This window comes from Nocardia sp. NPDC004722 (assembly GCF_053601505.1).
In genome coordinates, this window is sequence record NZ_JBSGBY010000038.1 from 1 (window position 1) to 24,924 (window position 24,924).

The 24,924-nt window shown below is 68.1% G+C and carries 21 protein-coding genes and 1 pseudogene; 9 read left to right on the top strand and 13 right to left on the bottom strand.

What is annotated here, in order from left to right:
- The first annotated feature begins 141 nt into the window (after positions 1-141).
- A complete protein-coding gene (locus ACWELQ_RS06735; protein ID WP_452396056.1) occupies positions 142-792 on the top strand; it encodes a DUF305 domain-containing protein in 651 nt (216 codons plus the stop codon).
- A 58-nt stretch (positions 793-850) separates the two neighbouring features.
- On the opposite strand, the gene ACWELQ_RS06740 is transcribed toward ACWELQ_RS06735, so the two are convergent.
- Both ACWELQ_RS06740 and ACWELQ_RS06745 read right to left on the bottom strand, forming a co-directional pair.
- Positions 851-1,138, bottom strand: a complete 288-nt coding sequence (locus ACWELQ_RS06740; protein ID WP_379367442.1) for a hypothetical protein — start codon at positions 1,136-1,138, stop codon at positions 851-853.
- Positions 1,139-1,293: 155 nt separating this feature from the next.
- On the bottom strand, positions 1,294-2,814 hold the full coding sequence (locus ACWELQ_RS06745) for an amino acid permease (protein WP_452396057.1): 1,521 nt from the start codon (positions 2,812-2,814) through the stop codon (positions 1,294-1,296).
- A gap of 285 nt (positions 2,815-3,099) precedes the next feature.
- Between ACWELQ_RS06745 and ACWELQ_RS06750 the strand changes: the two genes are divergently transcribed.
- Positions 3,100-3,972 (top strand): hypothetical protein, encoded by an 873-nt coding sequence (locus ACWELQ_RS06750; protein ID WP_452396058.1) that lies wholly within the window; start codon positions 3,100-3,102, stop codon positions 3,970-3,972.
- A 2-nt stretch (positions 3,973-3,974) separates the two neighbouring features.
- Here the strand turns inward: ACWELQ_RS06750 and ACWELQ_RS06755 are convergent, their stop codons facing one another.
- From ACWELQ_RS06755 to ACWELQ_RS06770, 4 genes are all read right to left on the bottom strand, one after another.
- Entirely contained in the window at positions 3,975-4,610 is a 636-nt protein-coding gene (locus ACWELQ_RS06755) for a hypothetical protein (protein ID WP_452396059.1), read from the bottom strand.
- A gap of 220 nt (positions 4,611-4,830) precedes the next feature.
- A complete protein-coding gene (locus ACWELQ_RS06760) occupies positions 4,831-5,619 on the bottom strand; it encodes a hypothetical protein (RefSeq protein WP_452396060.1) in 789 nt (262 codons plus the stop codon).
- Positions 5,620-5,678: 59 nt separating this feature from the next.
- Positions 5,679-6,434 (bottom strand): hypothetical protein, encoded by a 756-nt coding sequence (locus tag ACWELQ_RS06765; protein WP_452396061.1) that lies wholly within the window; start codon positions 6,432-6,434, stop codon positions 5,679-5,681.
- Positions 6,435-6,462: 28 nt separating this feature from the next.
- Entirely contained in the window at positions 6,463-7,503 is a 1,041-nt protein-coding gene (locus tag ACWELQ_RS06770; RefSeq protein ID WP_452396062.1) for an NAD(P)-dependent alcohol dehydrogenase, read from the bottom strand.
- Between the two features lie 140 nt (positions 7,504-7,643).
- On the opposite strand from ACWELQ_RS06770, the gene ACWELQ_RS06775 reads away from it, so the two are divergent.
- Both ACWELQ_RS06775 and ACWELQ_RS06780 read left to right on the top strand, forming a co-directional pair.
- Positions 7,644-9,107 (top strand): flavin-containing monooxygenase, encoded by a 1,464-nt coding sequence (locus tag ACWELQ_RS06775; protein ID WP_452396063.1) that lies wholly within the window; start codon positions 7,644-7,646, stop codon positions 9,105-9,107.
- A 7-nt stretch (positions 9,108-9,114) separates the two neighbouring features.
- Positions 9,115-10,032, top strand: a complete 918-nt coding sequence (locus ACWELQ_RS06780) for an alpha/beta hydrolase (RefSeq protein ID WP_452396064.1) — start codon at positions 9,115-9,117, stop codon at positions 10,030-10,032.
- A gap of 22 nt (positions 10,033-10,054) precedes the next feature.
- On the opposite strand, the gene ACWELQ_RS06785 is transcribed toward ACWELQ_RS06780, so the two are convergent.
- The 7 genes from ACWELQ_RS06785 to ACWELQ_RS06815 form a co-directional block, all read right to left on the bottom strand.
- Positions 10,055-10,624, bottom strand: coding sequence for a TetR/AcrR family transcriptional regulator (locus ACWELQ_RS06785; protein WP_452396065.1), 570 nt, complete (start codon positions 10,622-10,624; stop codon positions 10,055-10,057).
- Positions 10,625-10,870: 246 nt separating this feature from the next.
- A complete protein-coding gene (locus ACWELQ_RS06790; protein WP_452396066.1) occupies positions 10,871-12,106 on the bottom strand; it encodes a cytochrome P450 in 1,236 nt (411 codons plus the stop codon).
- An 81-nt stretch (positions 12,107-12,187) separates the two neighbouring features.
- A complete protein-coding gene (locus ACWELQ_RS06795; protein ID WP_452396067.1) occupies positions 12,188-14,860 on the bottom strand; it encodes an alkaline phosphatase family protein in 2,673 nt (890 codons plus the stop codon).
- A gap of 148 nt (positions 14,861-15,008) precedes the next feature.
- Positions 15,009-16,148, bottom strand: a complete 1,140-nt coding sequence (locus ACWELQ_RS06800; RefSeq protein ID WP_452396068.1) for a BTAD domain-containing putative transcriptional regulator — start codon at positions 16,146-16,148, stop codon at positions 15,009-15,011.
- Positions 16,149-16,348: 200 nt separating this feature from the next.
- Positions 16,349-18,364 carry an ArnT family glycosyltransferase gene (locus ACWELQ_RS06805; protein WP_452396069.1) on the bottom strand — a complete coding sequence of 672 codons (2,016 nt, stop codon included), beginning with the start codon at positions 18,362-18,364 and terminating at the stop codon, positions 16,349-16,351.
- A 212-nt stretch (positions 18,365-18,576) separates the two neighbouring features.
- A complete protein-coding gene (locus tag ACWELQ_RS06810; RefSeq protein ID WP_452396070.1) occupies positions 18,577-20,028 on the bottom strand; it encodes an MFS transporter in 1,452 nt (483 codons plus the stop codon).
- Between the two features lie 258 nt (positions 20,029-20,286).
- Positions 20,287-21,000, bottom strand: a complete 714-nt coding sequence (locus ACWELQ_RS06815; RefSeq protein ID WP_452396071.1) for a hypothetical protein — start codon at positions 20,998-21,000, stop codon at positions 20,287-20,289.
- Between the two features lie 9 nt (positions 21,001-21,009).
- Between ACWELQ_RS06815 and ACWELQ_RS06820 the strand changes: the two genes are divergently transcribed.
- The 5 genes and pseudogenes from ACWELQ_RS06820 to ACWELQ_RS06840 form a co-directional block, all read left to right on the top strand.
- Positions 21,010-21,411, top strand: a complete 402-nt coding sequence (locus ACWELQ_RS06820; RefSeq protein ID WP_452396072.1) for a hypothetical protein — start codon at positions 21,010-21,012, stop codon at positions 21,409-21,411.
- Complete coding sequence (locus ACWELQ_RS06825) at positions 21,401-22,573, top strand: LLM class flavin-dependent oxidoreductase (RefSeq protein WP_452396073.1); 1,173 nt, start codon at positions 21,401-21,403, stop codon at positions 22,571-22,573. The genes ACWELQ_RS06820 and ACWELQ_RS06825 overlap by 11 nt, the downstream gene beginning before the upstream one ends.
- A pseudogene (locus ACWELQ_RS06830) lies at positions 22,570-23,247 on the top strand (LLM class flavin-dependent oxidoreductase); the annotation flags it as partial. The gene ACWELQ_RS06825 and the pseudogene ACWELQ_RS06830, both read left to right, overlap by 4 nt.
- A 31-nt stretch (positions 23,248-23,278) precedes the next feature.
- Positions 23,279-23,758, top strand: a complete 480-nt coding sequence (locus ACWELQ_RS06835) for a class I SAM-dependent methyltransferase (RefSeq protein ID WP_452396074.1) — start codon at positions 23,279-23,281, stop codon at positions 23,756-23,758.
- A gap of 101 nt (positions 23,759-23,859) precedes the next feature.
- Positions 23,860-24,924 (top strand): hypothetical protein (locus ACWELQ_RS06840; protein WP_452396075.1); only part of this gene is annotated, 1,065 nt, incomplete at its 3' end.

The following is a 24,924-nucleotide window of genomic DNA, read 5'->3' on the forward strand; positions in this document are numbered from 1 at the left end:
CCCGGCCCGCCCGCCCCCGTGGACGGTGCTCTCCTTGGCCGACTTGGCGATTCTGCGGATCTGATGGGCCGCGTTTTTTCGCGTGCCATTTATCGATTCGCCCGCTGACCGATTCGTCGGCAATCCCCAAGGAGCTCAACCATGTTCACCACCCGTATCAAGCTCGCCCTGATCGCCGCAACCGCCGCCACCGCCTTGATCGCCGCAGGCTGTAGCAGCAATGACAGCGACACCTCCAAGGCCGCAACCACTTCCACCACCATGGCCATGGACCACAGCAACATGCCCGGGATGGACCACGGCACCACCGCCACCTCGGCTCCCGCCGCCACCCGGAGCGATTTCAACGATGCCGACGTGACCTTCCTGACGATGATGTATCCGCATCACGCGCAGGCGGTGGAGATGGCGAAGCTGGTGCCGACCCGCTCACAGAACCAGCAGTTGATCACCCTGGCCAAGGCGGTGGAGACGGCGCAGTCGCCGGAGATGCAGCAGATCACCACGCTGCTGCGGAGTTTCGGCAAGCCGGTGCCCAGCGGCGAGATGAACCATGACATGCCCGGCATCATGTCGAAGGATCAGATGTCCAAGCTCGAAGCCGCGTCCGGCGCGGACTTCGACAAGATGTGGATGCAGATGATGATCGAGCATCACCAGGGCGCGATCACCATGGCGAATACCGAACTGGCACAGGGCAGCAACGCCGATTCGAAGGCGCTCGCGCAGGCCATCGTGACCGCCCAGCAGCAGGAGATCGGCCAGATGAACACCATGCTCGGGCAGAGCTAGTCAGGAAACGCGAAGCGGGTGCGCCGGTTTCGGCGCACCCGCAGGCGCGAGAGTCGTATCAACTGCCGATCACGGCGTTCATGATCGTCCCCGCACTCGTGGCGGTGGCCCCGCCGATCATGGCTCCGGCCACCATCTTCGGCGACTCCAGCCCGCCGCCGCTCCACTTCTCCCACGCGAACCGGCCGCCTCCGTAGGTGATGGCGGTGACGCCCGACAGCATGGTGAACCAGGTGAAGTAGCGGACCAGCTTCATCAGCTTGTCCGCCACCGGCGGCGTCTCCGGTGTCGGGTTGCCGATCTGCGCGACAACCGTGTGGTAGGCGTCATGCACTGCGAGGAGCATGCTCACGATCGGTTCCTCTCGGGATGCTGAATCGGTGCTGGCAGGGCGGAACTTGTGGCACAACTCTCACTATTCAGAGCAATTGAACCGCATTTATCCGGGTGTCATAGCGACGACACACCACCAGCACTCAACTCGAGCACCCGATCAGCTACCTATTTTGTCTCAGCGGCGGCCTTGTTCAGCAGCGAGTGCCTGCGGCCGTACGCGAAGTACACGACCATGCCGATCGCCATCCAGATGACGAATCGCAGCCAGGTCTCCACCGACAGGTTGAACATCAGCCACGCGCACGCGATCACCGACAGGATCGGCACCAGCGGCACCAGCGGCACCCGGAAGCCGCGCGGCAGATCCGGGCGCGACTTGCGCAGGATGACCACGCCGATCGACACCAGCACGAACGCGAACAACGTGCCGATATTGACCATTTCCTCGAGCGTGCCGAAGTCCACGAACCCGGCCAGCAGCGCGCAGATGACGCCGACGATGGCAGTGATCCGCACCGGCGTGCCCTTCGGCCCGGTGTGGGCCAGCTTGCGCGGCATCAGGCCGTCGCGGGACATGGCGAACAGCACGCGGGTCTGCCCGAGGAACAGAACCATGACGACCGTGGTCAGACCGGCCAGCGCGCCGATGGAGATGAGGTTCTTGGCCCAGGTCACGCCGTGCAGCGCGAAAGCCGTTGCGAGAGTGGCGTCGTCGCCCTGCAGATCCTTGTAGGAGACCATGCCGGTGAGCACCAGCGAGACCGCGACGTACAGCACGGTCACGATGGCCAGCGAGCCCAGGATGCCGCGCGGCACATTGCGCTGCGGATCCTTGGTCTCTTCGGCGGCGGTGGCGACCACGTCGAAGCCGATGAAGGCGAAGAACACGATGGACGCGGCGGCCAGCAGGCCGTACCAGCCGAAGTGGCTGTTGCCGCCGCCGGTGACCAGCTGAAACAGGGTCTGCTGCAGCTTGCCCGCGCCGCCGCTGTCGGCATTGGGCACCGAGGCGGGCACGAACGGCTTCAGGTTCGAGGCCTTGAAGTAGGTCGCGCCGACCACGACCACCAGCGCGATGACGGCCAGCTTGATGGCGACCGCCACGGCCGAGACCCGCGAGGACAGCTTGGTGCCCATGGCCAGCAGCACGCCGAGGATGGCGATCAGCAGCACCGCGCCCCAGTCGAATTTCACCGACCCGAAGTGCCAGATCGGCTGATGCCCGCCCATGACCGTGCCCAGGTACTGCGACCAGCCCTTGGCGACGACCGATGTGCCGAGCGCGAATTCGAGGATGAGGTCCCAGCCGATGATCCAGGCGACGACCTCACCGAAGGTGGCGTACGAGAAGGTGTACGCGCTGCCCGCGACGGGGACGGTGGAGGCGAACTCGGCATAGCAGAGCGCGGCCAGGCCACACGCCACCGCGGCGAAGACGAAGGCCAGCGAGACCGCGGGTCCGGCCATGTTGCCGGCGGTGCGCGCGGTCAGGGTGAAGATGCCCGCGCCGACCACGACCGCGACACCGAAGACCGTGAGGTCCCAGGAGGTCAGGTCCTTGCGGAGTTTGGCGTCGGGATCGTCGGTGTCGCGGATCGACTGTTCGACGCTCTTGGTGCGGAACAGTCCGGTGGTGCGCCCGGCAGCGGGACCGGCGGCGCCCCGCTGGGAATCCGAAATCGCCACTGTCTCTCCTATATCTGGCTTCTCGGCAACAATGCAGTTCTCACCGGTCAGCCACAGTTCAGCTCCCGGTCGGTGCACTTTCGCTGGTGGCCTGCAGAAAGACTCGCTGGGTCCAGCCCCGTCACTGCGTTCGGACTCTGATCGGAGTCCGAGTTATCGGCGTCACACGGAACCGTATCACCAGCTGGTACGTACCAGTTCAGCAACCTTTAAGACAACAGCAATCTCCCGCGTGCCGCGTCGACGCCACGCCGGGGACCGGCGGGTCGGATTAGTGTTTGCGGTATGGGTTTCGGGGGCGGGTCCGAGGGCAAGGACCTGGATGCACTGGACCGGATCCTGGACGGCGCGCACGAGGTCCGGGTCCGCGAGATGCCGGGCGATTCGATGCCGCTTCTGGTGGAGCGCGATCCGGTTGCCGTGCGGGCGCTGCGCGAGGCCCTGCGCATCGCCGACATGCCCGGCTTCATCTGCCGATGCCAGGGCGATGTGGCGCTGGAGTTCCTCGGCCGGTCCGGCACCCGGCTCGCGATGGTGACCCTGCACCACGGCTATTCGGTCCGCTGGGCGGGCTGGCGCGAGGACGCGCTCCTGGAAGACGGCGTGCGCGCACTGGAATGGCTTGCGGTGCGCGGAGTCTCGGAACCGCTGCGCGAGTATCGGGAAACCGAGCAGGCGCGAGCGGAGAGCGCCCGCACCGACCGGCTCTGGGAGTCGGACACCCCGGCAGCTCTGACTCCCTATCTCGAACTGTTCCTCGACACCTCACGCACGGGCCGGGATCTGACCGCCACCCAGATCCGCGAGATGCGCGTCCCGCTGCTCGCGGCCCATCCCGACCCGGTCGACCGCGTCCTACGCCTGTGCACCTGGTTCGGTTCGGGCACCGGCGAATACTCGGGTTACCCGCTGCACGAGGAGATCCCCCAGCACTTCCTGGACCTCGAATCCCCCGCCGATTTCGCCCGCGCCGTCGACATCGCCGACGACCGCGCCACCGCGGGCGCGGTCCGCTACCTCCTCAGCGACGAAACCGAAGCCCACCTATCGCGCCTGCTGTCCGCCCTCTCCCCCACCGCCCGCCGCAAAATCCTGCTCCACACCCGCGACGCCGACCACCGCGAATGGCTCCAACGCGAGATCGACGGCCTACCCTGACGTCAGCGCACCACGGGCTTGGTCTGGATGATCTCCACATCACAGAACCGCTGGAGTATTTCGGTGTCGCTCAGTTCGGACTGCAGCGCGCCCTGCTCCTTGTCGACCGCGCACGGCGGTGACCCGCTGGCGGCAGCTGACTTGATGATCTCGGCGACGAAGACCAGCTGCGAACCTTGGAATCGGTCGAACTCGATATACCAGTGCGCGGCACCACCTTTGGCCTGCCCAACGATGTAGCCGCCCGCCGCACGATCGACGCCTATCCCGAAAATCTTTCCGGACCTGACGAATTCCGGTTGATTAGACTTGGGCCGGAACACCTCGAAGGTGCCGTTGCCGACGATCGCCAGATTCAACGGCACGATCAGTTCGTCGCGACCGTCACCCGCCAGATCGGCGAGGAACGGTTCACGTGGGTCGTCGGAGTCATCCGAATGGAGAGTCTGCAGAACAGTGCCGTCGCTTCCAGTCACATCGATCAAGGCCCGGTACCCGGACGCACGCCCAGCCTCGTGTCGCACGACGAACGCCAATCCCGCGCTGTCGCGCGAGACCAGTCGGCAGTCGTCGGGTATCGCACCCTGCGCCCCGGAAGCTTTAACATCGCCACACATCGGCAGTTCCGCCACCGGCACGGGGGATACCTTCGTGGTGGTGATGGCGGTGGTGGGCTTACCCGATGTCGGAGTGGCCGTCCCGCAAGCGGCAGCGAGCACAGCGCAGACGATGGCACTCGTACCCGGCGCTGTCGTGGACGGCGGAGCCGCCGCCGGAGTGTCGTTCCCGCAGGCGGCCGTCAACAGAACGCAAGCAATGACGACCGCAACCGGCCGGATCCTCCCCATGTCGGCGACCTTACTTGTAAGGCATGGATTGCACGACAAGCGGTTCCGCGCAAAACTGCCTTGTCACTTCGATATCGCTGAGTCCGGAACCTGCCAACCCGCTGGAGTCGATGACCTTGCAGGTGCTGTGACCCTGGCCCGTAGCGTCGTGAGTCGCATCGATCTCCACCCGGACATATTGGCGCAGTTGCGAATTGTCGATCCTGAGGAATTGGACTTCCCACTCACAGCAGCTGCCCTTGCCCCTGACTGCGATATACCCGCTGGCGGTGTGCTCGGGGATGGATCCGTTGACGTATCCGAGCCGGACGAATTTCGGCTCCTTCGTACTCGAATCAGCGACAGTGTCACGGTAAACGGCGTAGGAGGTGCCGCCCGACCCCCCGCCGACCGGAACCAGCAGCTCGTCGCGGCCGTCTGCGTCGATGTCCTTCAGCAGCGGCTCCCCACCCATGAGATCGTTTCCGGTCTCCACCATCGCCCGATCCAGGACGAAGTCGCTGTTGTCGACCAGGTCCTTACCGACCACGTCGACCAGCACGACCCGGGAATCGCCACCAGCCGACGTCTTTTCGAACCCGACATGCCGAACGACGAAGGTGTGTCCCGCCGAATCCTTCGACACCAGTTTGCAGTCGGCGGGCAACCTGCTCGCCGTGTCCTTGACATCCCCGCACAGCGGCAGCTTCGCGATATCGATCGTCGGCTCCTTCGCGGGCACCACGCTCGTCGTCGGAACCGCTGTCGTCGTCGTGTTCTTCGCGGCCGTATCGGTGTGCCCGCAGGCCGCGGTGAGCATGACGCAAGCAATGACGGCCGCAACCGGCCGGATCCTCCCCATGACGGGGACTCTAGTGGTCAGTGGGCCGGTTCCGCCTTCGTATATTGCGCACCGCAGAAGCGTTGGAGGACTTCGGCATCGGTGAGTTCGGATTGCGGGGCGCTCTGGCCGTTGTTGACGGAGCACGGGGGTTCGATTTTGCCCGAGGTGGTGATGATTCCGGCGACGAAGACCAGTTGGGTGGCCTGGAACTTGTCGAAGTCGATGTACGTGTGCTCGGCGTCGCCGTGGATTTGGGAGACGATGTAGCCGTCGGCGGTCCGGTCGAGTTCCTTGCCGAAAATGGTTCCGGCCCTGACGTATCCCGACTTGTTCGACTTGGGGCGGTATACCTCGTAGTCGCCGTTGCCGACGGCTCCCACGTCCGACTGCATGACCACTTCGTCTCGGCCGTCACCGACGAGATCCGCCAGGAACGGCTCCGCGGGACGGTCGGCCGGCTTCGTATAGAAGGTCTGGAGGACTTTGCCGTCCGCTCCCGTCACATCGATCATCGTCTGGATTCTCAGCTCGGACTCGGCCTCGTGGCGCACGATGAACGTGTAGCCCGCACTGTCGTGCGAGATCAGCTTGCAATCACCCGGCATGTACAGCGGTGCCCCGGAGCCTTTGGCATCGGCGCACATCGGCAGATCCGCCGTCGGCACGACCACGGTGGTCGGCTTGCCGGAGTCTGCCGATGGGGCGGGACTCGTGGTGGCCGCCGGACATGCCGCTGGACTGTCGTGCCCACAGGCGGCGGCAAGCAGAGCACAAGCTGTGATGGCCGTCATCGGCCAAATCCTCCCCATGCCAAGCAGATTAGGGCACCAGGACGGCGCGCCCTCGGATGTGGCCCGCGTCGAGGCGGCGGAGAGCTTCGGGGCCGGCGTTGAGGTCGAAGCGCTCCACTTCCATGTGGAGTTTGCCCGCTTGGGCGAGGGCTACGCAGGCGTGGAGGTCGGAGCGGGTGCCGCCGAGGGACTTTCGGACGGTCGCGCCCCAGGGCCAGCCGGGGCCGCCCGCGGGTCCGGCGGTGATTTCCGGTGCGCCGCCGCCGATTCCGACCATGCGGTAAGCGCCGTTGGGGGCCACGGTCTCGCAGGCGAGTTTGGCGGTGGCGTCGACGCCGACGAAGTCGAAGACGGCGTCCGCGCCGCGGCCGTCGGTGAGGTCGAGGATCTGCTTGGCGGTGTCGTCGCCGGAGAGGAAGCCGATCTCCGCGCCGCAGTCGGCGGCGAGGTCCAGTTTCTCCTGGGCCTGGTCGACCGCGATCACCCGGACACCGGAGATGGCGTGCAGGATTTGCAAGGCCACGTGGCCGAGACCGCCGATGCCGATGGCAACGGCGGTTCCCCCGGGCCGCAACGCTTCTCGCGCACCGCGGATGGCGTGATACGCGGTGAGGGCGGCGTCGGCGACGGGAGCCGCCTGCACGAAGTCGAGGTCGCCGATGGGCACGAAGGAGCTGGCCGGGATGCGGACGTACTCCGCCATGCCGCCTTCCAGCGTGAGGCCCGGACAGGGCGGCATGGCGACCCGACCCGCTGCGAGACAGACGTTTTCATTCCCGCTCACGCATTCGCGGCAGACCCCGCAGGTCCAGAACAGGTACACGACTCCGCGTTCGCCGATCTCGCGGCCGTTCACGTCGGAGCCGATGGCCTCGATGGTGCCGGCGATCTCGTGACCGAGGGTGAGCGGGTCTTCGCGCAGCTGGAAGGGGAAGTTGACCAGCGTCAGATCCGAGTGGCAGACACCGGCAGCACCGACCTTCACGAGCAGGTCGGTGGGCCCGATCTCCGGCACGGGGATGTCATTGATCTGCACCTTTTCCGGACCGGTCCACTGCAGTGCGCGCATCGTGCTTCCTTGCCTCGAGCTTGTGATCTGAGGCACAAGCTAGCACTCGCTTTACATACTGTCTAGCGAATGACGGAATGTCTACCGAATTTTCCGAAACCCCTTCCGGAAGCTGGGACACGTGTCTAGGCTGCCGTCCCATGAACTCACCGCGGATCGCCATCGTGGGAGCCGGAATCTCCGGGATCTGCATGGCCGTGGCTCTGCAGCAGGCCGGATTCACCGACTTCACCCTCTACGAGAAGGCCGACGACTACGGCGGCACCTGGCGGGACAACAGCTATCCGGGTCTGGTGTGCGACGTGCCGTCGCGCTACTACCAATTCCGATTCGCCATGAATCCCGAATGGACACAGCTGTATTCGGCGGGCCCCGAGATCAAGCGGTACCTGGTCGGGGTGGCGCGCGAGCACGGACTGCACCGCCACACCCGCTTCGGCACCGAGGTGACGAGCGCGGCATTCGACGGCAACGCCTGGCAGGTCACCACCTCCGACGGGGGCGCGCGAGAATTCGATTTCGTACTGTGCGCCACGGGATTCCTGCACCACCCCAACCGGCCCGATATCCCCGGACTGGACGAATTCGGCGGCACCGTCATGCATTCCGCGCGCTGGCGGCACGATGTGGAGCTGACCGGAAAGCGCGTCGGCGTGATCGGCACCGGGTCCACCGGCACCCAGCTGGTGAGCGCGCTGGCGGGCAAGGTGCCGGAAGTCGTGCTGTTCCAGCGCACTCCGCAATGGATCCTGCCGACCGTCAACCGGTCCTACTCGCCGATCTCGAAATGGCTGTACAAGACCGCCCCGGCGCTGGGTGCGGTCCCCTACCTGTTCAATCGCGCGGCCTTCGCGGTGTTCTCACAGGGCCTGGTGCATCCCGGACGGGTGCGGCGGTTGATCCAGTGGGTGGTGGAGCGGAATCTGCGGTCGGTCAAGGACCCTGAACTACGCCGCAAGCTGACCCCCGACTATCAGGCCATGTGCAAGCGGCTGGTGGTATCGGACCGCTTCTACCAGGCCATCCAGCGGCCCGACGCCACCCTGGTGACCGAGGGCATCGACCATATCGACGCCAAGGGTGTGGTCACCCGCGACGGCCGACGCCATGATCTCGACATCCTGGTGCTGGCAACGGGATTCGATTCGCACGCCTTCATGCGGCCGATGGCGATCACCGGCACCGGCGGGCGCACCCTGGATCAGGCGTGGGCGGACGGCCCGCGCGCGTTCGAGGGCGTCATGATGCCGGACTTCCCCAACCTGTTCATGCTCGTCGGCCCGCACAGCCCGTTCGCCAATCACCCGCTGACCGCGGTCGCCGAGGCCCAGTCCACCCGCATCGTCGGCTGGCTGCGGCGTTGGCAGGCAGGCGAATTCGCGAGCATCGCGCCCACTGCCGCCGCCACCGACCGCTACAACGCGCGCATGCGGGCGGCCGCGCCGAGCACGGTGTGGACCACCGGCTGCCAGAGCTGGTATCTGGGCAAGGACGGACTGCCGGAACTGTGGCCGTGGACGCCCGGCGCGTACGAGAAGCTGATCCGCAGCACGCCCGACCCAGTCGACTACGACCTGCGCCAGCGCGTCGCGATCGGGAAGTGACGAGGTCGTGGAAACAGCGTTGTGGCGCTTCGTCTCCCGCCTGGTGGGTCGCTGGTGGTTCGATCCGGCTCCGGACTGGGCGACGGTTCGTGCCCGCGTCGGTGCGGGCACCACCTTCGCCCGTGCGCCGCGCGGAGTCACGGTCGAGACCGGTCGACTCGGCGGCATCCCGGTCGAAACCCTCACGCCGCGTGCGGCTCCCGGCGATTCGGCGGTGCTGTACCTGCACGGCAGCGGCTATGTGATCGGCATGCCGCGCATGGTGCGCACGCTCACCGGCGCGCTCGCCGCCGCCATGGGCACCACGGTGCACGCGCTGGACTACCGTCTCGCACCCGAGGACCCGTACCCGGCCGCGATCGACGACACCCTGGCCGCCTATCGAGCCCTGCTCGCTCAGGGCATCCCGGCCGAACGCATTGCGGTGGTGGGTGATTCGGCGGGTGGCGGCCTGGCCTTGGACCTGGCCTTGCGGTTGCGTGAGAAGCACTGGCCGCAGCCCGCCATCCTGGGCCTGATCTGCCCCGTGCTGGATCTGTCGGCGGATTCCTCGGCGTTCCACTGTGATCCGAGCCGGGAGCCGCTGTTGAACCCGCCGCTCATGGTTGAGTTCATGGACGCCTACCTGCCCGGCGTCCCGGAGAACGAACGACGCGCCCGCTCCCCGCTGTACCGCGATATCACGGGGCTGCCGCCGATCGTCCTGCATTCCGCGGGCGACGACCTGCTGGCCGGGGATGCTCGCCGCTTCGCCGATCACGCCGCGAAATCCGGTGCGCCCCTGCGGCATCAGGAGTATCGCGCCCTGTGGCATGTCTTCCACGCCATGCCCATGGCGGTCGCTCGCGAGGCGGTCGCCGATCTCGCGTCGGCTCTGTCCGACGGTGTCTACGGCCACCGCACCGGCTACCGAGCCGGCCGCTGAAACCTCATGGGCCGCTGAATCCTCACACGAAGGCGCGGCTGACGACCGGAACGACGAATTCCTCGAGCATGGCGCGTTCCTCGTCGTCGTCGCGTCCCGGCGCGGCCAGGAACGACACGATGATCCGGGTCAGCCATCGGGCCAGGCGGCTGCGTTCCGGGTCGGTCAGCGCGGTGGGCGTGAACAGTCCCGCCGCAATGGATTCGATGACATCGGAGTCCTGGCTGATCCGCCCGGCCGCCCCGGATTCGCCGGGCCGGAACCACGCGATCAGCAGCGGGTCGGCGCGCACGGCCCGGACCGCGCCGAGCATGGCGGTGACCACCTTCTCGCCCGGATCCTCGATCGCGGCCACCTGCGCGAAGACGCCCGCGGCGATCTGGCGGGTGGCCCGATGCACGAAGGCGAGCCGCACCGCCTGCCGGTTCTCGAAGTACCGATAGAGCGTCGCGCGGGAACACCCGGCCGCCTTCGCGATATCCCCCATACCAACGGCGGCCACCCCGCGCTCGGCGAACAGGGTCGCGGCGGCATCCAGAATGCGCTCGGCGGCCAGGTCGGCGCGATCGTCGGCCAGCCAGTCCCGGCTCATGGGCACTCCCTTCGGTTCACTCCCAGGCCCGGCGGCGAGGCAGCCGCCTCCGAACCCACTCGCACACTCTGCCCGGCCAGCGCTGGGTGGTGCGCATCGGGCCGATGCGCACCACAGGAGGCCGAAGTCGCCGATCCGGTGTCCACCACCTCCGCCCGACTGTCGGCCATCCCGGCCTGCTCGCGGCCGGGATCCGACCGAGGGCGCACCGGAACGCCGAGGGCTGGAGGGTTGATGGACATCGCCCTAGCCGACCGCCTGGAAGGGGACGGAGATGGGCCAGCGGACGTAGTTGCCGTGCGCCCATTGGACGTTGTCGAGGTCGACGGTGTACTCCGGGCATCGGGACAGCAGTTCCTCCAGGGCCACGCGGGCGACCATGCGGGCGGCGGCCGCGCCGAGGCAGTGGTGGTGGCCGTGGCTGAAGGTCATGATGCGCTTGGGGTTGCGGCGCACGTCGAGTTCGGCGGCGGTGGGGCCGAATTCGCGTTCGTCGCGGTTGGCCGAGCCGTAGCACAGCAGCACGCGGCGACCGGCCGGGATGGTGACGCCGTGCAGTTCCACGTCGCGGGTGGCGGTGCGGGCCAGGCCCTGCACCGGCGAGGTCATGCGGAGGAATTCCTCGACGGCGTCGGGGATGAGCGCCGGATTCTCCACCAGCAGGCGGCGCTGCTCGGGGAAGGTGGTCAGCAATTGCACCGCGCCGCCGAGGTTTCCGGTGGTCGTGTCGTTGCCGCCGGTGATCATGGTGAAGGCGAAGCCGAGCATGGCGAGCAGGCCCTCGTTGTCGCCGTCCGCGCCCAGTCCGGAGGCGAGCAGGTGCGAGATGGTGTCGTCGCCGGGCTCCTTGCGCCGCCGCTCGATGAGTTCGCTGAAGTAGCCGACCATCTCGCCGACCGCGGTGAAGGCGTTCTGGTCGCCCGCCGCCAGCCCCGCACCGGCCACCGCGCCGCCGACGATGTTCTCGGTCCAGGCGTCGAACTGTCCCCGATCCTGTTCCGGCACACCGAGATAGTGCGCCACCACCATGGTCGGCAGCGGCTTGAACAGCTCCTTGACGATGTCGCCGGATCCGGCGGCCCGCAGCCGCTCGAGGCGCTCGACGACGAAGGCGCGGACCTCGGGCTCCACCGAGTTCACCTGTCGCGGTGTGAATCCCGGCGAGACGCGGCGGCGGAAGTCGGTGTGGTCGGGCGGGTCCATGAAGACGAAGGGCTTGGCGGCCCCGAACCCGGCGGCCAGCAGATCGATGTAGTCGACGGTCAGCCCGGAGGCCGAGGAGAAGGTCTCCGGGTCCCGCGCGGCCGCGTACACGTCCGCGTGCCGGGTCAGGACATAGAAGTCGTCGGATTCGCGGCCCTCGGGCACTGCCCGGTGGACCGGATCATGTTCGCGCAGTAGGGAATACATGGGGTAGGGGTCGCGCCAGGTCTCCCCGGACCGCAGCTCGAATCGCACCGCATGAGACGCCGTTGAACTCATGAACCGACGGTAAGACAAAACACAAGATCTGTCTAGAACTCGTTGCAAAATGATCCGGCTGTACCACTCGGCCGGGTCGAGCTACAGCACACGGAAACGCACCGGACGGGCCAGCGGGCGACCCCCGTCGTCGAGGTGATGCAGCAGGTAGGAGCCGGTGGGCAGCGGACCGGGCCGGGTGGCGTCGGCGACCGCGCCGACCTGCCGGATGCCCGCGACCGGTGTGACCGCGTCCGGCGTGCCGGGGTCGGCGACGACCGGTAGCACCACCTCGTCGCGCTGCACCCCGTCACCGAGCGCGAGGGTGCGCAGCGCGGGACCGGCGGGCACCCCGGCCGTGAACCCGCCCGGATCCGGGTAGACCGCGAGCCGATGCGCGGCCACCGCCTGTGCGAGGCCGTACTTGACGACCAGGTCCCGCCCGCGCTCGTACAGCGACCGGTCCAGCAACAGCCGGTCGAAGGGCGCGGCGTCGTCGGCGGTGTGCCCGCTCTCGCCGTTGTCGATGAATCCCCGTGCCCGGCACAGGAATCCGGCATCGGAGTCGGCGCTCACCGACAGGTCGTACCAGCCCGCGCCTTCAGCGTCGCCGGCACAGGACAGCTCGCGCCGCTCGGTGCCGCCCGCGGCGATATCGATGATCCACGGGCCGTCGTGCCGGTAGGCGTTGGCCGCCACCTGCACGGAGACACGTTGCTTGCCCGGGTTTTCCAGCACGAGGGCCAGCTTGCGCGGGCCCGCGGCCGAGGCGGTGACGCCGATCCGAAGATCGGCGCAGGGCCCGCGCAGATCACCGGCGAAGCGCCGCTGGAATCCGTCGGGTCCGTACACCGAATAGTCGTAACACCCATTCGTGGAAGGGAATTCACGAGCGATCACCCCGCCGCCGGGGATGTCGAATCGAACCGGGGTGTAATCGAGGGCGAAGGCGTTCGGATACACCAGGCAGTGTGCCGTCCCCGTACCCGCGTTCTCGAGCGTGAGCGCCACCCCGCCCTTCTCCCCCGGAGCGCACCGAGCCCGCAGCCGATACGGCAGCGGCACCCGCGCCCGGCTGCCCGCCTGCTGCTTGGGCATCCGCTGCACGAAGGGAAGCGGTTGCGCGACACCGGAACTGGATTGCTCCGCACGCGGTGCGGTACTCGGCAGGATCAGGGTGCGCCGCGCGCCGAAGTCGAACAGCGACGACAGGTCGCCGCACAGCTGCCGCCGCCACGGGCTGATATTCGGTTCGGCCACACCCGTGACCCGCTCCAGGAATCGCAGCACCGAGGTGTGGTCGAACAGTTCCGAGCACACCGCCTGTTTGCTCCACGGCGACACGATGATCGCGGGCGTGCGCGCGCCCAGGCCGACGGGATGGGTGCCGAAGTACTCGCCGCTCGTCCCCGGCGGAGCCGTCGGGGCCGGGACGTGGTCGAAATACCCGTCGTTCTCGTCGTAATTGAGAATGAAGACGGTCTTGTTCCACACCTCGGGGTGTTCGGCGAGCGCCTCCAGCACGCCGTGGACCAGCGCCTGCCCGTTGCGCGGACCCATCACCGGATGCTCGCAGTCCACATAGGGCGCGACGATCCACGACACCTTCGGCAGCCGCCCGGTGGCCACATCGGCGCGGAAGGACTCGACCAGGGTGCCGGTGCGCGACCGCAACAGCCCCTGCTCCACCAGCGCCCGCTGATGCGCCGACAGCTCGTCCATGCCCCGCTTCAGGTCGGCCGCGTAGGCCGCTTCGAGGCGCGGATCCCGTTGCAGGTCGGAGTAATAGCGGAAGAAGTTCTCGAAGGCGAGCCCGCGGCCGCCGTTGGTGTACTTGAGCGCGGCGCGCGCCGCCTCCCGGAACGGCAGGAAGAAGTCCAGCGCGTTGTCGGTGTAGTTGTCCCATTCCTGGTAGACGCGCCAGCCGATGCCGCGTTCCTGCAGCCGTTCGGCGTAGGTGGTCCAGGGCAGTCCGAAGATGACGTCGTTGACGTAGCGTCCGGCGTCGGCCGAGAGCAGCGCGTCGTAGAGGAACAGGTTGCCGGTGCGCGGCGCGACCAGCCCGGTCAGCGCCTCGGTGACGGATTGCGGTAGCGCACTGGTCATTCCGTGCACCATGCCGAGCACCGAGTCCACGATCCCGCTCACCGGCAGGCTGCGCATCCAGCGCAGCTTCAGATCGTCGGAGAACAGCGACACCTGCAGCGATTCCGCGTAATTGTCCAGGGCCAGAGGGTTTTTCACGGTGCCGGTGAACAGGTACATGCGATTGGGGTCGGTCGGCCCGTTCACCGAGCAGTGGTAGGCGTCGCACACGGTGAACGCCTCGGCGAGCTGGTAGTAGAAGCCGAGGGTGTCGCGGTCGTAGCCGACCATGGTGCCCTCGCCCTTGGCCGGGATCCAGCCGTCGTGCTTGCCGAAGGCGAAAGCGTCGTGGCCGGTGCGGGTTCCGTGGTCGGTGCCGTCGATGTTCTGCAGCGTGGTGAGGTACGGCAGCACGGTGCGCCCGCCGTCGGGCTGGTGGAAGACCGAGCGTCCGGTGGACAGCTGTAGCGCGTTGAGGTCGGCGTAGCCGCGCACACCCGCCATGCCGCCGAAGTAGTGGTCGAAGGACCGGTTCTCCTGCATGAGGATCACCACGTGCTCGATCGCGTCCCAGCCGCCCGGCGGGGCCGGTTCGGCCCAGGCCTGGACCAGGCTCGGCGGGAGCATCGACATGGCTCCGGCCGCACCACCCACCTGCGCGGCGTGCTTCAGAAAGCGCCTCCGATCCATGATCTCCCCTGTGAGCATAGGAACGGCTACTCACGAGGATCGCCGACCGAGCTTGGGGGTTCGTGGCGGTGAGGGGGCTCACCAATGAAGGGTCAGTTAATCATTGGCTCCGGAGGTCGCACTCCGGTCACGCGGGGTTCACTCCTGTTCAGCGGGTGTTGTCGTCATCGGTACGTACCAGAACGAATACCAGCTCGGTGTCGCCGATTCGCAACAGCGCGCCGTCGGAGAGCAAACCGCTGTCGAGCACCCGCGCGCCGTTGAGGAAGACGCCGTTGGAGGATTGCAGATCCTTGAGCACCCAGGTGTGCCCGTTGTCGATGATGAGCGCGTGATGGCGGCTGACCCGGCCGTCGGCCAGCGCTATGTCATTGTCGGAGAGCCGTCCGATGCGGGTGGTGGAGCCGACGATCGGATAGACGTGGCCGAACCGGTCGCGCAGCAGTGCCTGCGGCTCGTGCCAGCTGCGGTCGACGATGGTGGTCGCGCGGGTGGCCGAGGCCGCGCCGACCGCGCGCACGCTGAGCGGATCCTGGCGCAGGATGCGCGATTCCAGTTCCCGGATGCGGTGGCCGGGATCGATGCCCAGTTCTTCGGCGAGGATGCCGCGCAGGCGGCGGGCGGCCTCCAGCGCGTCGGATTGCCGACCGGTCAGGTAGAGGGCGGTGATGAGCTGTTCCCAGAGGGATTCGCGCAGTGGATGATCGCGCACCAGCAGATTCAGTTCGGGCACCACGTTCTCGGCGCGGCCCTGGGCGATGTCGGCCTCGGCGCGGGCCTCGATCACGCCGATGCGCTCGTCGTCGAGGGCCACCGCGTACGCGTCGGCGAAGCCCAGCCCGCGCAGATCCGACAGCACCGGTCCGCGCCACTGGGCGAGAGCGTCGGACAGCGCGTCGGTGGCGGAGGCGAAGTGGCCCGCGGCGAGCGCGCGCATGCCGCTCTCGCGGCGGGCGCGGAAGCGGAAGACATCGCAGGCCGCGTCCTCGACGACGATGCGGTAGCCGGTGCCCATGTGCTGCAACACGGTGCGTGCGTCGATGCCGCCGTCGCGCAGGGGCTTGCGCAGGTTGGAGACGATGGCGTGCAGGCTGACCCGCACATCGGGCGGTGGATTGTCTTCCCAAACAGCGCTGGCCAGCGCCTCTACCGATACCGGGCGGTTGGCATTGATCGCCAGGTAGGCCAGGACCGCGCGCTGCTTCGGACCGCCCAACTGCTGCTCGACACCGCCGATGGTCAGCTGCACCGGACCGAGCATCCCCACCTGAGCCCGCGGCTCACCCATCGCCGACCTCCCGCCCGGCCCCAGTTCTCGCCCGCCACTGTAACTTTCCACTGCCGCCCCGCCCATCCCATCCGCTGAATTCCTCCACCGGACTGGTCGGTCCCGACGCCGATTTCGTTCCATCCGGGCAGCGATACCGGTCAAAAAGCACTGGTGCAGGCGCTTGCTGGAAGCGCCTGCACCAGTGACTCGATCACGGGTCAGTTGAGGGTGTAGACCTCGATGTTGCCTATCTTGGTGACCGGATAATTGGCCTTCACCCAGGCGGCGATCTGGATGGAGTTGGACTGGTCGTCCTGGTTCCACTGTCGGCCGCCGTCCTGCTTGCGCTCACGCACCAGGTAGTAGCCGATCTGGTGGTCGGCGACGTACTGCTGGAACCGCTCCAGCGTCGGGGACGGGTCGCGACCGCTGAAACCGCCCACCGCGAGCAGGGCCTTGCCCGTGGTCAATTCGAGGACGTCGACGTCCTGTGCGCCCCGCGCCGCGGCCGCCCAGCGGGCGTCACTGCCGTTGATCAGGTCGATGATCCGCGGGTCCGAGACGCCGAGCTGTCCGGGACCGCCCGGACCGGGACCGTCGTCGTCATCGCGTGCCGGACCAGCCATCGGGCTGCCGCCGAGCTGCGGCTGGGTGATGGTCTCGAGGGTGTAGAGGGTCGGGGCGAGCAATCCGGCCAGCAGCGCGAAAACACCGATGGCGAGGGCGAATCGGGGCAGCTGCGGGGTGACCAGCAGGGCAGCCGCGGCGAGCACCGCGAGCGCAGGCACCGTCCAGCGCAGCCACGGCAGCCAGTCGGGGGTCTGACCCAGCAGGGCGAAGGACCACGCGCCGGTGAGCAGGGACATGACCGCGAAAGTCCCGCGCGCCGCGAAATGACCACGGCGCGACCACAACTGGGTCGCGCCGATGCCGATCAGCGCGGCCATGGCGGGGGCCAGCTCCATCGAGTAGTAGGAGTGGAAGCTGCGGCTCATGTAGCTGAGCATGGCCGCGGTCACCAGCAGCCAGCCGCCCCACAGCAGCAGACCGGCGCGCACGCGGTCGGTGCGCGGCTGCCTGCGGGTCAGCCAGAGGCCCGCGATCAGAGCGATCAGGGCCGCGGGCAGCAGCCACGAGAACTCGGTGGCGAGCTCGCCGTGGAAGAGGCGGGTGAGGCCGGGGTGCGAACCGAAACCGCCGAAGCCGCCGTGCATCTGGCTCGGGTCCGGGGTCTGCGCTCCGGTCGGGGTCGGTACCGGTGTCGAGGTGGGTACCGCCGCCGACGACGGGCCGTGGCCGCCGTTCTTGTTCCCGAGCACGCGGCCCAGGCCGTTGTAGCCGATGGCCAGATCCCACAGACTGTTGTCGGTGGAACCGCCGATGTAGGGACGGGAATCGGCGGGCCACAGTTCGACCAGCGCCACGTACCAGCCCGCGGACACCACCACCGACACACCGGCGGCCGCCAATTGCCCGATGCGCGTGCGCCATCCGCCCGCACCGGCCACCAGCACGACCAGGGCGAGACCCGGCAGCACCAGGAACGCCTGCATCATCTTGGCGAGGAAGCCGAAGCCCATCAGCACGCCCGCGCCGACCAGCCAGCCGGTGCTGGCGGACAGGAAGCGGTCACCGCGCGCGTCGATGGCGCGGACCGTGCAATACGCGGCGCCCACCAGCAGGAGCAGCATGAGCGCGTCGGGATTGTTGAAGCGGAACATCATGGCCGCCACCGGGGTTACCGCGAGGCCGACGCCCGCGATCAGACCGGCGGCCGGTCCGGCCCAGCGTCGCACCGCGGCGACGAGCAGCGCCACCGCCGCGACGCCCATGAGGGCCTGCGGGGCGAACATGGACCACGAGTTGAAGCCGAAGATCCGGCCGGACAGGCCCATTGCCCACAGGGCGGCGGGCGGCTTGTCGACGGTGACGGCGTTCTGCGGATCCAGCGACGCGAACAGCAGCGCCTTCCAGCTCTGCGTGCCGGACTGCACGGCGGCGGCGTAGTAGCCGTTGCCCCAGCCCGCGCCGCCCAGTCCCCACAGGTTGATGATCGCGGTGGCGATCAGCAGTGCCAGGGTGGCCGGTCGTTCCCAGCCGGACCGTCCGGGAGGGGCGAGTAGCGTCGACCATCTCGTCCGTTCGTCTTTCGACGACGTTTCGTTGTCACCGAGGGGCCCTGCATCGCTCCCACCGGTCGACGCCGCATCCTCCGCGACGCTGATGGTCGACATGCCACCCGCCTTCCCTTGTCCACCCAGCCAATTCCCACTGACGGCCGGGAGCATATGTGGCGGGTTTGCCGGGGAGCTTCCAAGCGGCTGGGAGTTGCCTGTGAGCCTGCTTATTACCCTCACGAACTGCGAAAACACCCGGCAGGACACTCGAATCGAGTGCCCTGCCGGGTGTCGCACGAGCGGGCGTTCACCGCCCGCTCGGCTGTTGTTCAGTGCTGGTGCGCCGGGTGGACCGGCTCGCTGTGAACCGGTGCGCCGGCCCGGTCCAGTCCCAGCGATACCAGGACCAGTACCAGACCCGCGGCGGCGATGCTGCCGCCCACCCAGTTCACCGACGTGACGCCGAGTCCGCCGTCGATGGCCGCGCCGCCGAGCCAGATGCCCAGCGCCGAACCGAGAGTGAAGGCGGAGATATTCGCGGCCGAGGCGATATCCGGGGCGTCACCGGCCTGCCGCATGACCCGCAGTTGCAGCGGGGCCACCACGGAGAACGCGGCCACGCCGTAGGCGAGCAGGCCCAGGGCCGCGGTGATCGGATTGTGGATGAGCAGGGTCAGCGCGAACAGGGTCACCGTGAGCGCGCCGATCGAAACCACCAGCGCCAGACGCAAATTCCGGTCCGCCAGTTTGCCGCCGAGCTGATTGCCCGCGAACAGGCCCACGCCGAACAACAGGAACATCGGTGTCACCCACTGCTTTCCGAGCCCGGTGGCCTCGGTCAACTGCGGCGCGAGATACACGTAGCTGGTGAACACCCCGCCGTAACCGAGCAGCGTTGTCAGCAGCCCGATCCACACCGCTGGCCGCCGCAACGCCCGCAGCTGATCCCGGAGCGGAGCGGAACCGCCACCGGCCATATGCATCCGAGCATGCGCATCCAGCTCCGCCTCATCCACGCCACCGCTCGATTCCGTGTGATGAACGTGAGAGTGGTTGTGAGCATGGGCATCCACATGAGCAGGCGTGTGACCGTCGACGTGGTCGTGGTCGTGAGCGTCCGCGCGGTTATGGGCGTCCGCGTGGCGGTGAGCGTCCGCCTGGCCGTGAGCATCGTCGTGGCTGTGGGCATGGTCGTGGGTCTGGACCGCGCGGGCCCGTTCGCGGCCGATTGTCTTGGGGATCAACAGGATCAGGCCGACGGCGGCGATCACGCCGAACAGGACGAGGGTGCCGAAGGTTGCTCGCCAGCCGAGCGCCTTGCCGACGGCCGCGCCGATGGGTGCGCCGAGAATCGTCGCTGCGGTGGAGCCCGCGAAGACCGTCGCTATCGCGCGGCCCTGCTTCGCCTTCGAGACGAGTTCGGCGGCGAACAGCGCCGCGATGCCGAAGAAGGCGCCGTGCGCCAGGGCGGCGATGACGCGTCCGGTGAGGATCACGCCGTAGGTGGGTCCGAACAGGGAGAGGAGGTTTCCGGCCAGGAAGACGCCGGTGGTGGCCAGCAGCATGAACCGGCGGCTGACCCGGCTGCCGAGGGCGGTGAACAGCGGCGCGCCGAGGGCGACGCCGAGCGCGTAGGCGCTCTCGAATCTGCCTACCGCGCCGAGGGATACGTGCAGGGAGTTCGCTATCTCCTCCACCACTCCGGCGACGACGAATTCGTCGGCGCCCATGGCGAAGGCGGCGATGACCAGGGCCCAGACGGCCAGGGGCAAGGTGCGCATGGGGAACACTTCCTTTGGATGTCGAAGGTGGATCACGGCTGCGGTGACATCGACAGGCGCACATGGAGACTCCATTCGGCTGGTGTGGATTCGATTCGACTGGCGTGGGATTCGGCTGGCGGAGCCTTGAGCTCAGCTCGTGCCGGGCCGAGCCCAATTCACGGTGGGCCGAGCCCAGTTCACGGTGGGCCGAGCCCAGTTCACGGTGGGCCGGGCTCAGTTCACGGTGGGCCGAACTCAGTTGGCGGTGGGACGAACTCAGTTGGCGGTGAGCAGGGTGAAGGCGGCGGTGCGGACCTGGTCGCCGTGCTTGAAGTCCAGGAAGAGGCGGTAGGTGCCGCGACCCGGGACGGCGGTGTGGAAGGTGACCTCCGGGCCGGGCGCGGTGAAGCCGTCGCCGGGCTCGCCGTTCGGGTGTACGTGGACGTAGGCCAGGTCGCCGGCACGCACGATCACCAGGTGGCCGTAGGCGGCCAGGTAGGGCTGCAGATCGGTGACGGGCTCGCCGTCCTTGCGCACGGTGAGGGTGAGCAGCTCGCCCGCTCCCCCGACCAGGTCGCCGTCGAGGGTGACCTCGTAGCCGTCGACCGTGAACGTGCGCTCCGGGCGCGGCGCGGTGCCGGGCCGGTAGTCGCCCGGGATGGCGAAATCCGCTCCGAGCGTGATGGTCTTGCCGAGGGCGCGCGGCGCGATATCGGTGAAGGCGCGGTAGGCGCCCGCCTCGGGGAGGTTCAGCCGCACGGTCCAGGTTCCGTCTGCCTGCCGCACCGGGTGGACGTGCCAGAAGCCGGTCAGCTCGCGCTGTACGACGATCAGGTGCAGTTCCTTGTCGTGGATGGCGTCGAACTCGGTGACGGGCGCGCCGTCCGGGCCGAGGATGCGGAAGCGAAACTCGGTTTCGCCTGCGGCCACGATCTTTTCGGCGAGGTCGAGGGTGTAACCGTCCTGGGTGACCTGGAGGCCGCCCGGCACACCGGCGTCGTGCCCGCCGTGCGCATGACCGGCGTGCGCATCGTGTCCGGCATGAGCATCGTGTCCGGCGTGGGCCGCATGCCCTTCGTGCGCAGCATGATCCGCGTGCGCAGCGTGGTCGCTGTGCGCGGCGTGCGCGGAATGATCCGCATGGGCGGCGTGGTCAGCGTGCGCGGCATGGGCAGCGTGAGCGCCGTGAGCTGCGTGGTTGTGATGTCCGGCGTGGGCTTCGGTGGTCATTTTCTCGTCCCTCTCAACTGCTTTCGTGCCTTACAAATGATCAAGTTAATACCCCCTAGGGGTATAAGCAAGATGGCTGTGAGTGAGCTGGGTCACGGGGTTCGGATCACGCTGACGGCAACCGTGGCCCACCACGCACAGTTCGACGATCGTCAAACCTATGGCGAGTGACAGCGAGTACCGAACGGGCCTGTTCGCGTTGGGAATCGAACTCGACGGCCGGGATCTACACCCCGGCGCGTGGCGAGCCCGCGTCCAGGCGGCCGAGAACACGGGTTTCACCTTCGCGACCATCGACGACTCCCTGCGACCGCCCGGCCCGGAATCGACCGCGCGCCTGGATGCTTCGGTCCGCGCCGGTTTCGTCGCGGCCACCACCAGCACCCTCGGCCTGGTCCCGGTCATCGCGCCGACCTACGCCGAGCCCTTCCACCTCTCCTCCCAGCTGGCCACCCTCGACTACGCCTCGCGCGGGCGCGCGGGCTGGCTCGCCGCCGACGATCCCGACAGCGCGCACATCTGGGGAGCCACCCCGCGCACCACCGAGCCCGAGATCCGCCGCGAGCGCGTCGACGCCATCGAAGCCGCACGGCGACTGTGGGATTCGTGGGAGGACGACGCGGTCATCCGCGACTACGCCGCCGGAAAGTTCCTCAACCGCGACAAACTGCACCACATCGATTTCATCGGCGAGACCTTCTCCGTGAAGGGCCCAGCCATAGTGCCCCGCCCACCCCAGGGCCAAGTGGTCGTCTTCGGTTACGGCACAGCCGAATCCGAGGGAACCGACGTCGCGCTCGTCAGCGGCCCGACCACGACGGCGGCAGCGACCGCGGTCGACGCGGCCCGCGCAGCCGGGATTCCGCGAGTACTGGTGGATATCGAGGTAACCCTGGATACCCCCACCGCGACCGCACGGGAACGCCGCGCGGACCTCGGCCGGATTGCTCGCCCCGACCAGCACGCGGCGTCCGACCGGTCGACGGCCACCGGCCGTTCCACGGACTCCGAGGCAACGGCAGCGCCCGAAACCGCTGGCCGCCCGGCCTTCGACGCCGAGGCACCCGTGCCCCCCGAATCTGTTGAACGCCTAGCCTTTTCGGGGTCTGCCGCGGATCTGGTCGTGCTGCTCACCGGACTCGCGCCGGTGGCCGACGGCGTCCGGCTACATCCGGCGGACCTCGACGTGGATCTCCCCGTTCTTGCTCGCTACGTGATGCCCGCGCTGCTGCGCACCGGTGTCGCCCACCGCCCGGTGCCCGGTTCGACGCTGCGCGCGAATCTGGGCCTGGCCCGTCCCGTCAACCGCTACGCGAAGGAGTCCGCCCGATGAGCGAGGTCCCGTTTCCCGACGCCCAGGTGCATTTCGGCGTCTTCTTCCAGGGCGTCAATCACCATACGATCTGGTCGGATCCAAGCAGCGGGTCGCAGATCGACTTCGAGACCTTCCGTCGCGTCGCCACAACCGCCGAGCGCGGGCTCTTCGACGCCTTCTTCCTGGGTGAGGGTCTGCGCCTGCGCGAGCAGGACGGGCAGCTGCTCGACACCGATATCGCCGGAAGACCGGACGCCATCACGCAATTGGCGGCGCTGGCCGGGATCACCTCTCGCATCGGCCTGGTGGCCACGCAGAACGCCACCTACAACGAGCCCGCCGATCTGGCGCGGCGGCTGGCGAGCCTGGATGTGCTGTCCGGCGGCCGCGCGGGCTGGAACGTCGTGACCACCGACAATGCCTGGACCGGTGAGAATTTCCGGCGCGGCGGCTTTCTGGATCACGCGCACCGCTACGAGCGGGCCGCCGAATTCCTGAGTCTGGCCCGGGAGATCTGGGATGCCTGGTCCGACACCGAGATTCGCGCGGTCGAACGCGACCGGGGGCAGTTCCGGGTGGCGGTCACCCCGACCGTGCCACGCAGCGCGCAAGAGCATCCGGTGATCTTCCAGGCCGGGGTTTCCTCCGACGGCCGTGATTTCGCGGCCGCGCAGGCGGAGGTCATCTTCTCCCCCTTCCGCCACAGTGAAAACCGGTCAGTCGGTGGCGGATATCGGCTTCGGCGGTGGCGTCGGGCTGTCGCTGCTCCTCGATCGGGTGGGTGCGGGCGGCACCGTGCACGGGGTCGACATCTCACCGGACATGGTGGCGCGGCTGACATCCCGCTACGGTCGCGAACTCGGGAACGGCCGATTGCGGCTACAGACCGGCTCAATCACCGAATTGCCTTTTGCCGCAGCCAGTTTGGATGCACTGATCACCGTTAACACACTCTATTTTGTCGACGATCTGGACCGCGCCTGCACCGAGCTGCGCCGCGTCCTGCGTCCCGGCGGCACCGCCGTGGTGGGCGTCGGCGAGCCGGAAGACATGGCGCGCGTGCCCTTCTCGGTACACGTCCGCGTGCGCCCGGTTGCCGAGGTGACTGCCGCCATGCGACGCGCGGGTCTCACCGTCACCCAGAGCACCGTCGAACGCTGGCCCATCGACGGCCATTGCCTGGTCGGTCGCGCCGAGTCATAGCCTGCGCGAATACCTCCGATCCGGTTTGCCGGGTGCAATGCCGGACCATATAGTGCTGCCGTCATGACATCTGACTAAGCAGTCGGTTATCGGGGGTGGGGATGACGACAGAGGACTCGATCGCCGCGGAACCGGAGACGGTGACCGTGGTGGCCGGTCGCCGCCGCTGGTGGCCCTGGTTGAGCGGGCTGATCGTGGTCGCGTTGGCGGTGGCCGCCGTGACGGTGTGGCTGGTGTCGCGACCGCAGGAACCGTCGGCCGCGGCGGCCGCGCGCGAGACGCTGCGGGCCGCGCAGCTCGCGCTGATCAACGCCCCCGGCGAGCACTACACGGGCACGGTCACCGGAAAGAGCGGCAAGACAGAGGCTTTAGACCTGCGCGTCACCAATACCGGTGACCTGTCCGGCACTCTGGACTACGGCCAAGGGAAAACCTTGAGCTACCTGATGATCGGCGGCAAGACCTTTCTGCGGGGCGGCCGTGACGCCTGGGTCGCCGACGGCTTCGGTCCCGAGGACGCCGAACGCTCCGAGGGCCAGTGGATCCTGGAGCCCGCGGCCCGCCCGGATGTCGACGTGGCACAGGGGCTACAGCCCGGCCTGCTCGGCTACCGCCTGGATCCCGATGCCGCCCAGGGGATTCCGGTGTCCCGGGGCTCGGCGGCCATGATCGACGGTCGGTACACCGAGGGCATCACCAGCGGCGGGGTCACCACTTTCGCGGTGGCGGGCCGCGCCGCCCGCGTCACCGACGCGAACTTCGATGTCACGCTCGCCCCGATGAGCGCCGACGAGGTCGCCGAGTTCTACCGCGACCTGCGGTCCACCGTGGTCGCCCTCGACGACGCCTCCGACACCGAAACCCAGGTCACCAGTGTGGGTTCCTGGAGCACTCCGTGCGGGCCCGCCTGCACCGCGATCTCAACGCTCACCAGTTCCCCGCACCCGTTCGTCACCGTGACCGTCCCCAGCTCCACACCGCCCGTGAACGACATCGTGGTGTCCTATCGGATGGTGCTCACCATCGGCGGCGTCACCATCCCACGCCCCGACTGCTCCGGCGTTCTCCCGATGCCCGGCAACGGCACCGTCACCGTGTCCTGCGCCTTCACGGTCGGTCCCGGCAACCAGGTCCGGGCCTCGCTGACCACCCGGCCCATCCTCGGC

Bases quoted from the DNA above. Each gene is read 5' to 3' on its own strand.
- ACWELQ_RS06740 (WP_379367442.1), bottom strand. From the start codon at position 1,138: ATGCTCCTCGCAGTGCATGACGCCTACCACACGGTTGTCGCGCAGATC.
- ACWELQ_RS06765 (WP_452396061.1), bottom strand. From the start codon at position 6,434: ATGACGGCCATCACAGCTTGTGCTCTGCTTGCCGCCGCCTGTGGGCAC.
- ACWELQ_RS06800 (WP_452396068.1), bottom strand. From the start codon at position 16,148: ATGGGTGAGCCGCGGGCTCAGGTGGGGATGCTCGGTCCGGTGCAGCTG.
- ACWELQ_RS06795 (WP_452396067.1), bottom strand. From the start codon at position 14,860: ATGGATCGGAGGCGCTTTCTGAAGCACGCCGCGCAGGTGGGTGGTGCG.
- ACWELQ_RS06790 (WP_452396066.1), bottom strand. From the start codon at position 12,106: ATGAGTTCAACGGCGTCTCATGCGGTGCGATTCGAGCTGCGGTCCGGG.
- ACWELQ_RS06785 (WP_452396065.1), bottom strand. From the start codon at position 10,624: ATGAGCCGGGACTGGCTGGCCGACGATCGCGCCGACCTGGCCGCCGAG.
- ACWELQ_RS06750 (WP_452396058.1), top strand. From the start codon at position 3,100: ATGGGTTTCGGGGGCGGGTCCGAGGGCAAGGACCTGGATGCACTGGAC.
- ACWELQ_RS06825 (WP_452396073.1), top strand. From the start codon at position 21,401: ATGGCGAGTGACAGCGAGTACCGAACGGGCCTGTTCGCGTTGGGAATC.
- ACWELQ_RS06805 (WP_452396069.1), bottom strand. From the start codon at position 18,364: ATGTCGACCATCAGCGTCGCGGAGGATGCGGCGTCGACCGGTGGGAGC.
- ACWELQ_RS06770 (WP_452396062.1), bottom strand. From the start codon at position 7,503: ATGCGCGCACTGCAGTGGACCGGTCCGGAAAAGGTGCAGATCAATGAC.
- ACWELQ_RS06735 (WP_452396056.1), top strand. From the start codon at position 142: ATGTTCACCACCCGTATCAAGCTCGCCCTGATCGCCGCAACCGCCGCC.
- ACWELQ_RS06810 (WP_452396070.1), bottom strand. From the start codon at position 20,028: ATGCGCACCTTGCCCCTGGCCGTCTGGGCCCTGGTCATCGCCGCCTTC.
- ACWELQ_RS06775 (WP_452396063.1), top strand. From the start codon at position 7,644: ATGAACTCACCGCGGATCGCCATCGTGGGAGCCGGAATCTCCGGGATC.
- ACWELQ_RS06760 (WP_452396060.1), bottom strand. From the start codon at position 5,619: ATGCTCACCGCGGCCTGCGGGCACACCGATACGGCCGCGAAGAACACG.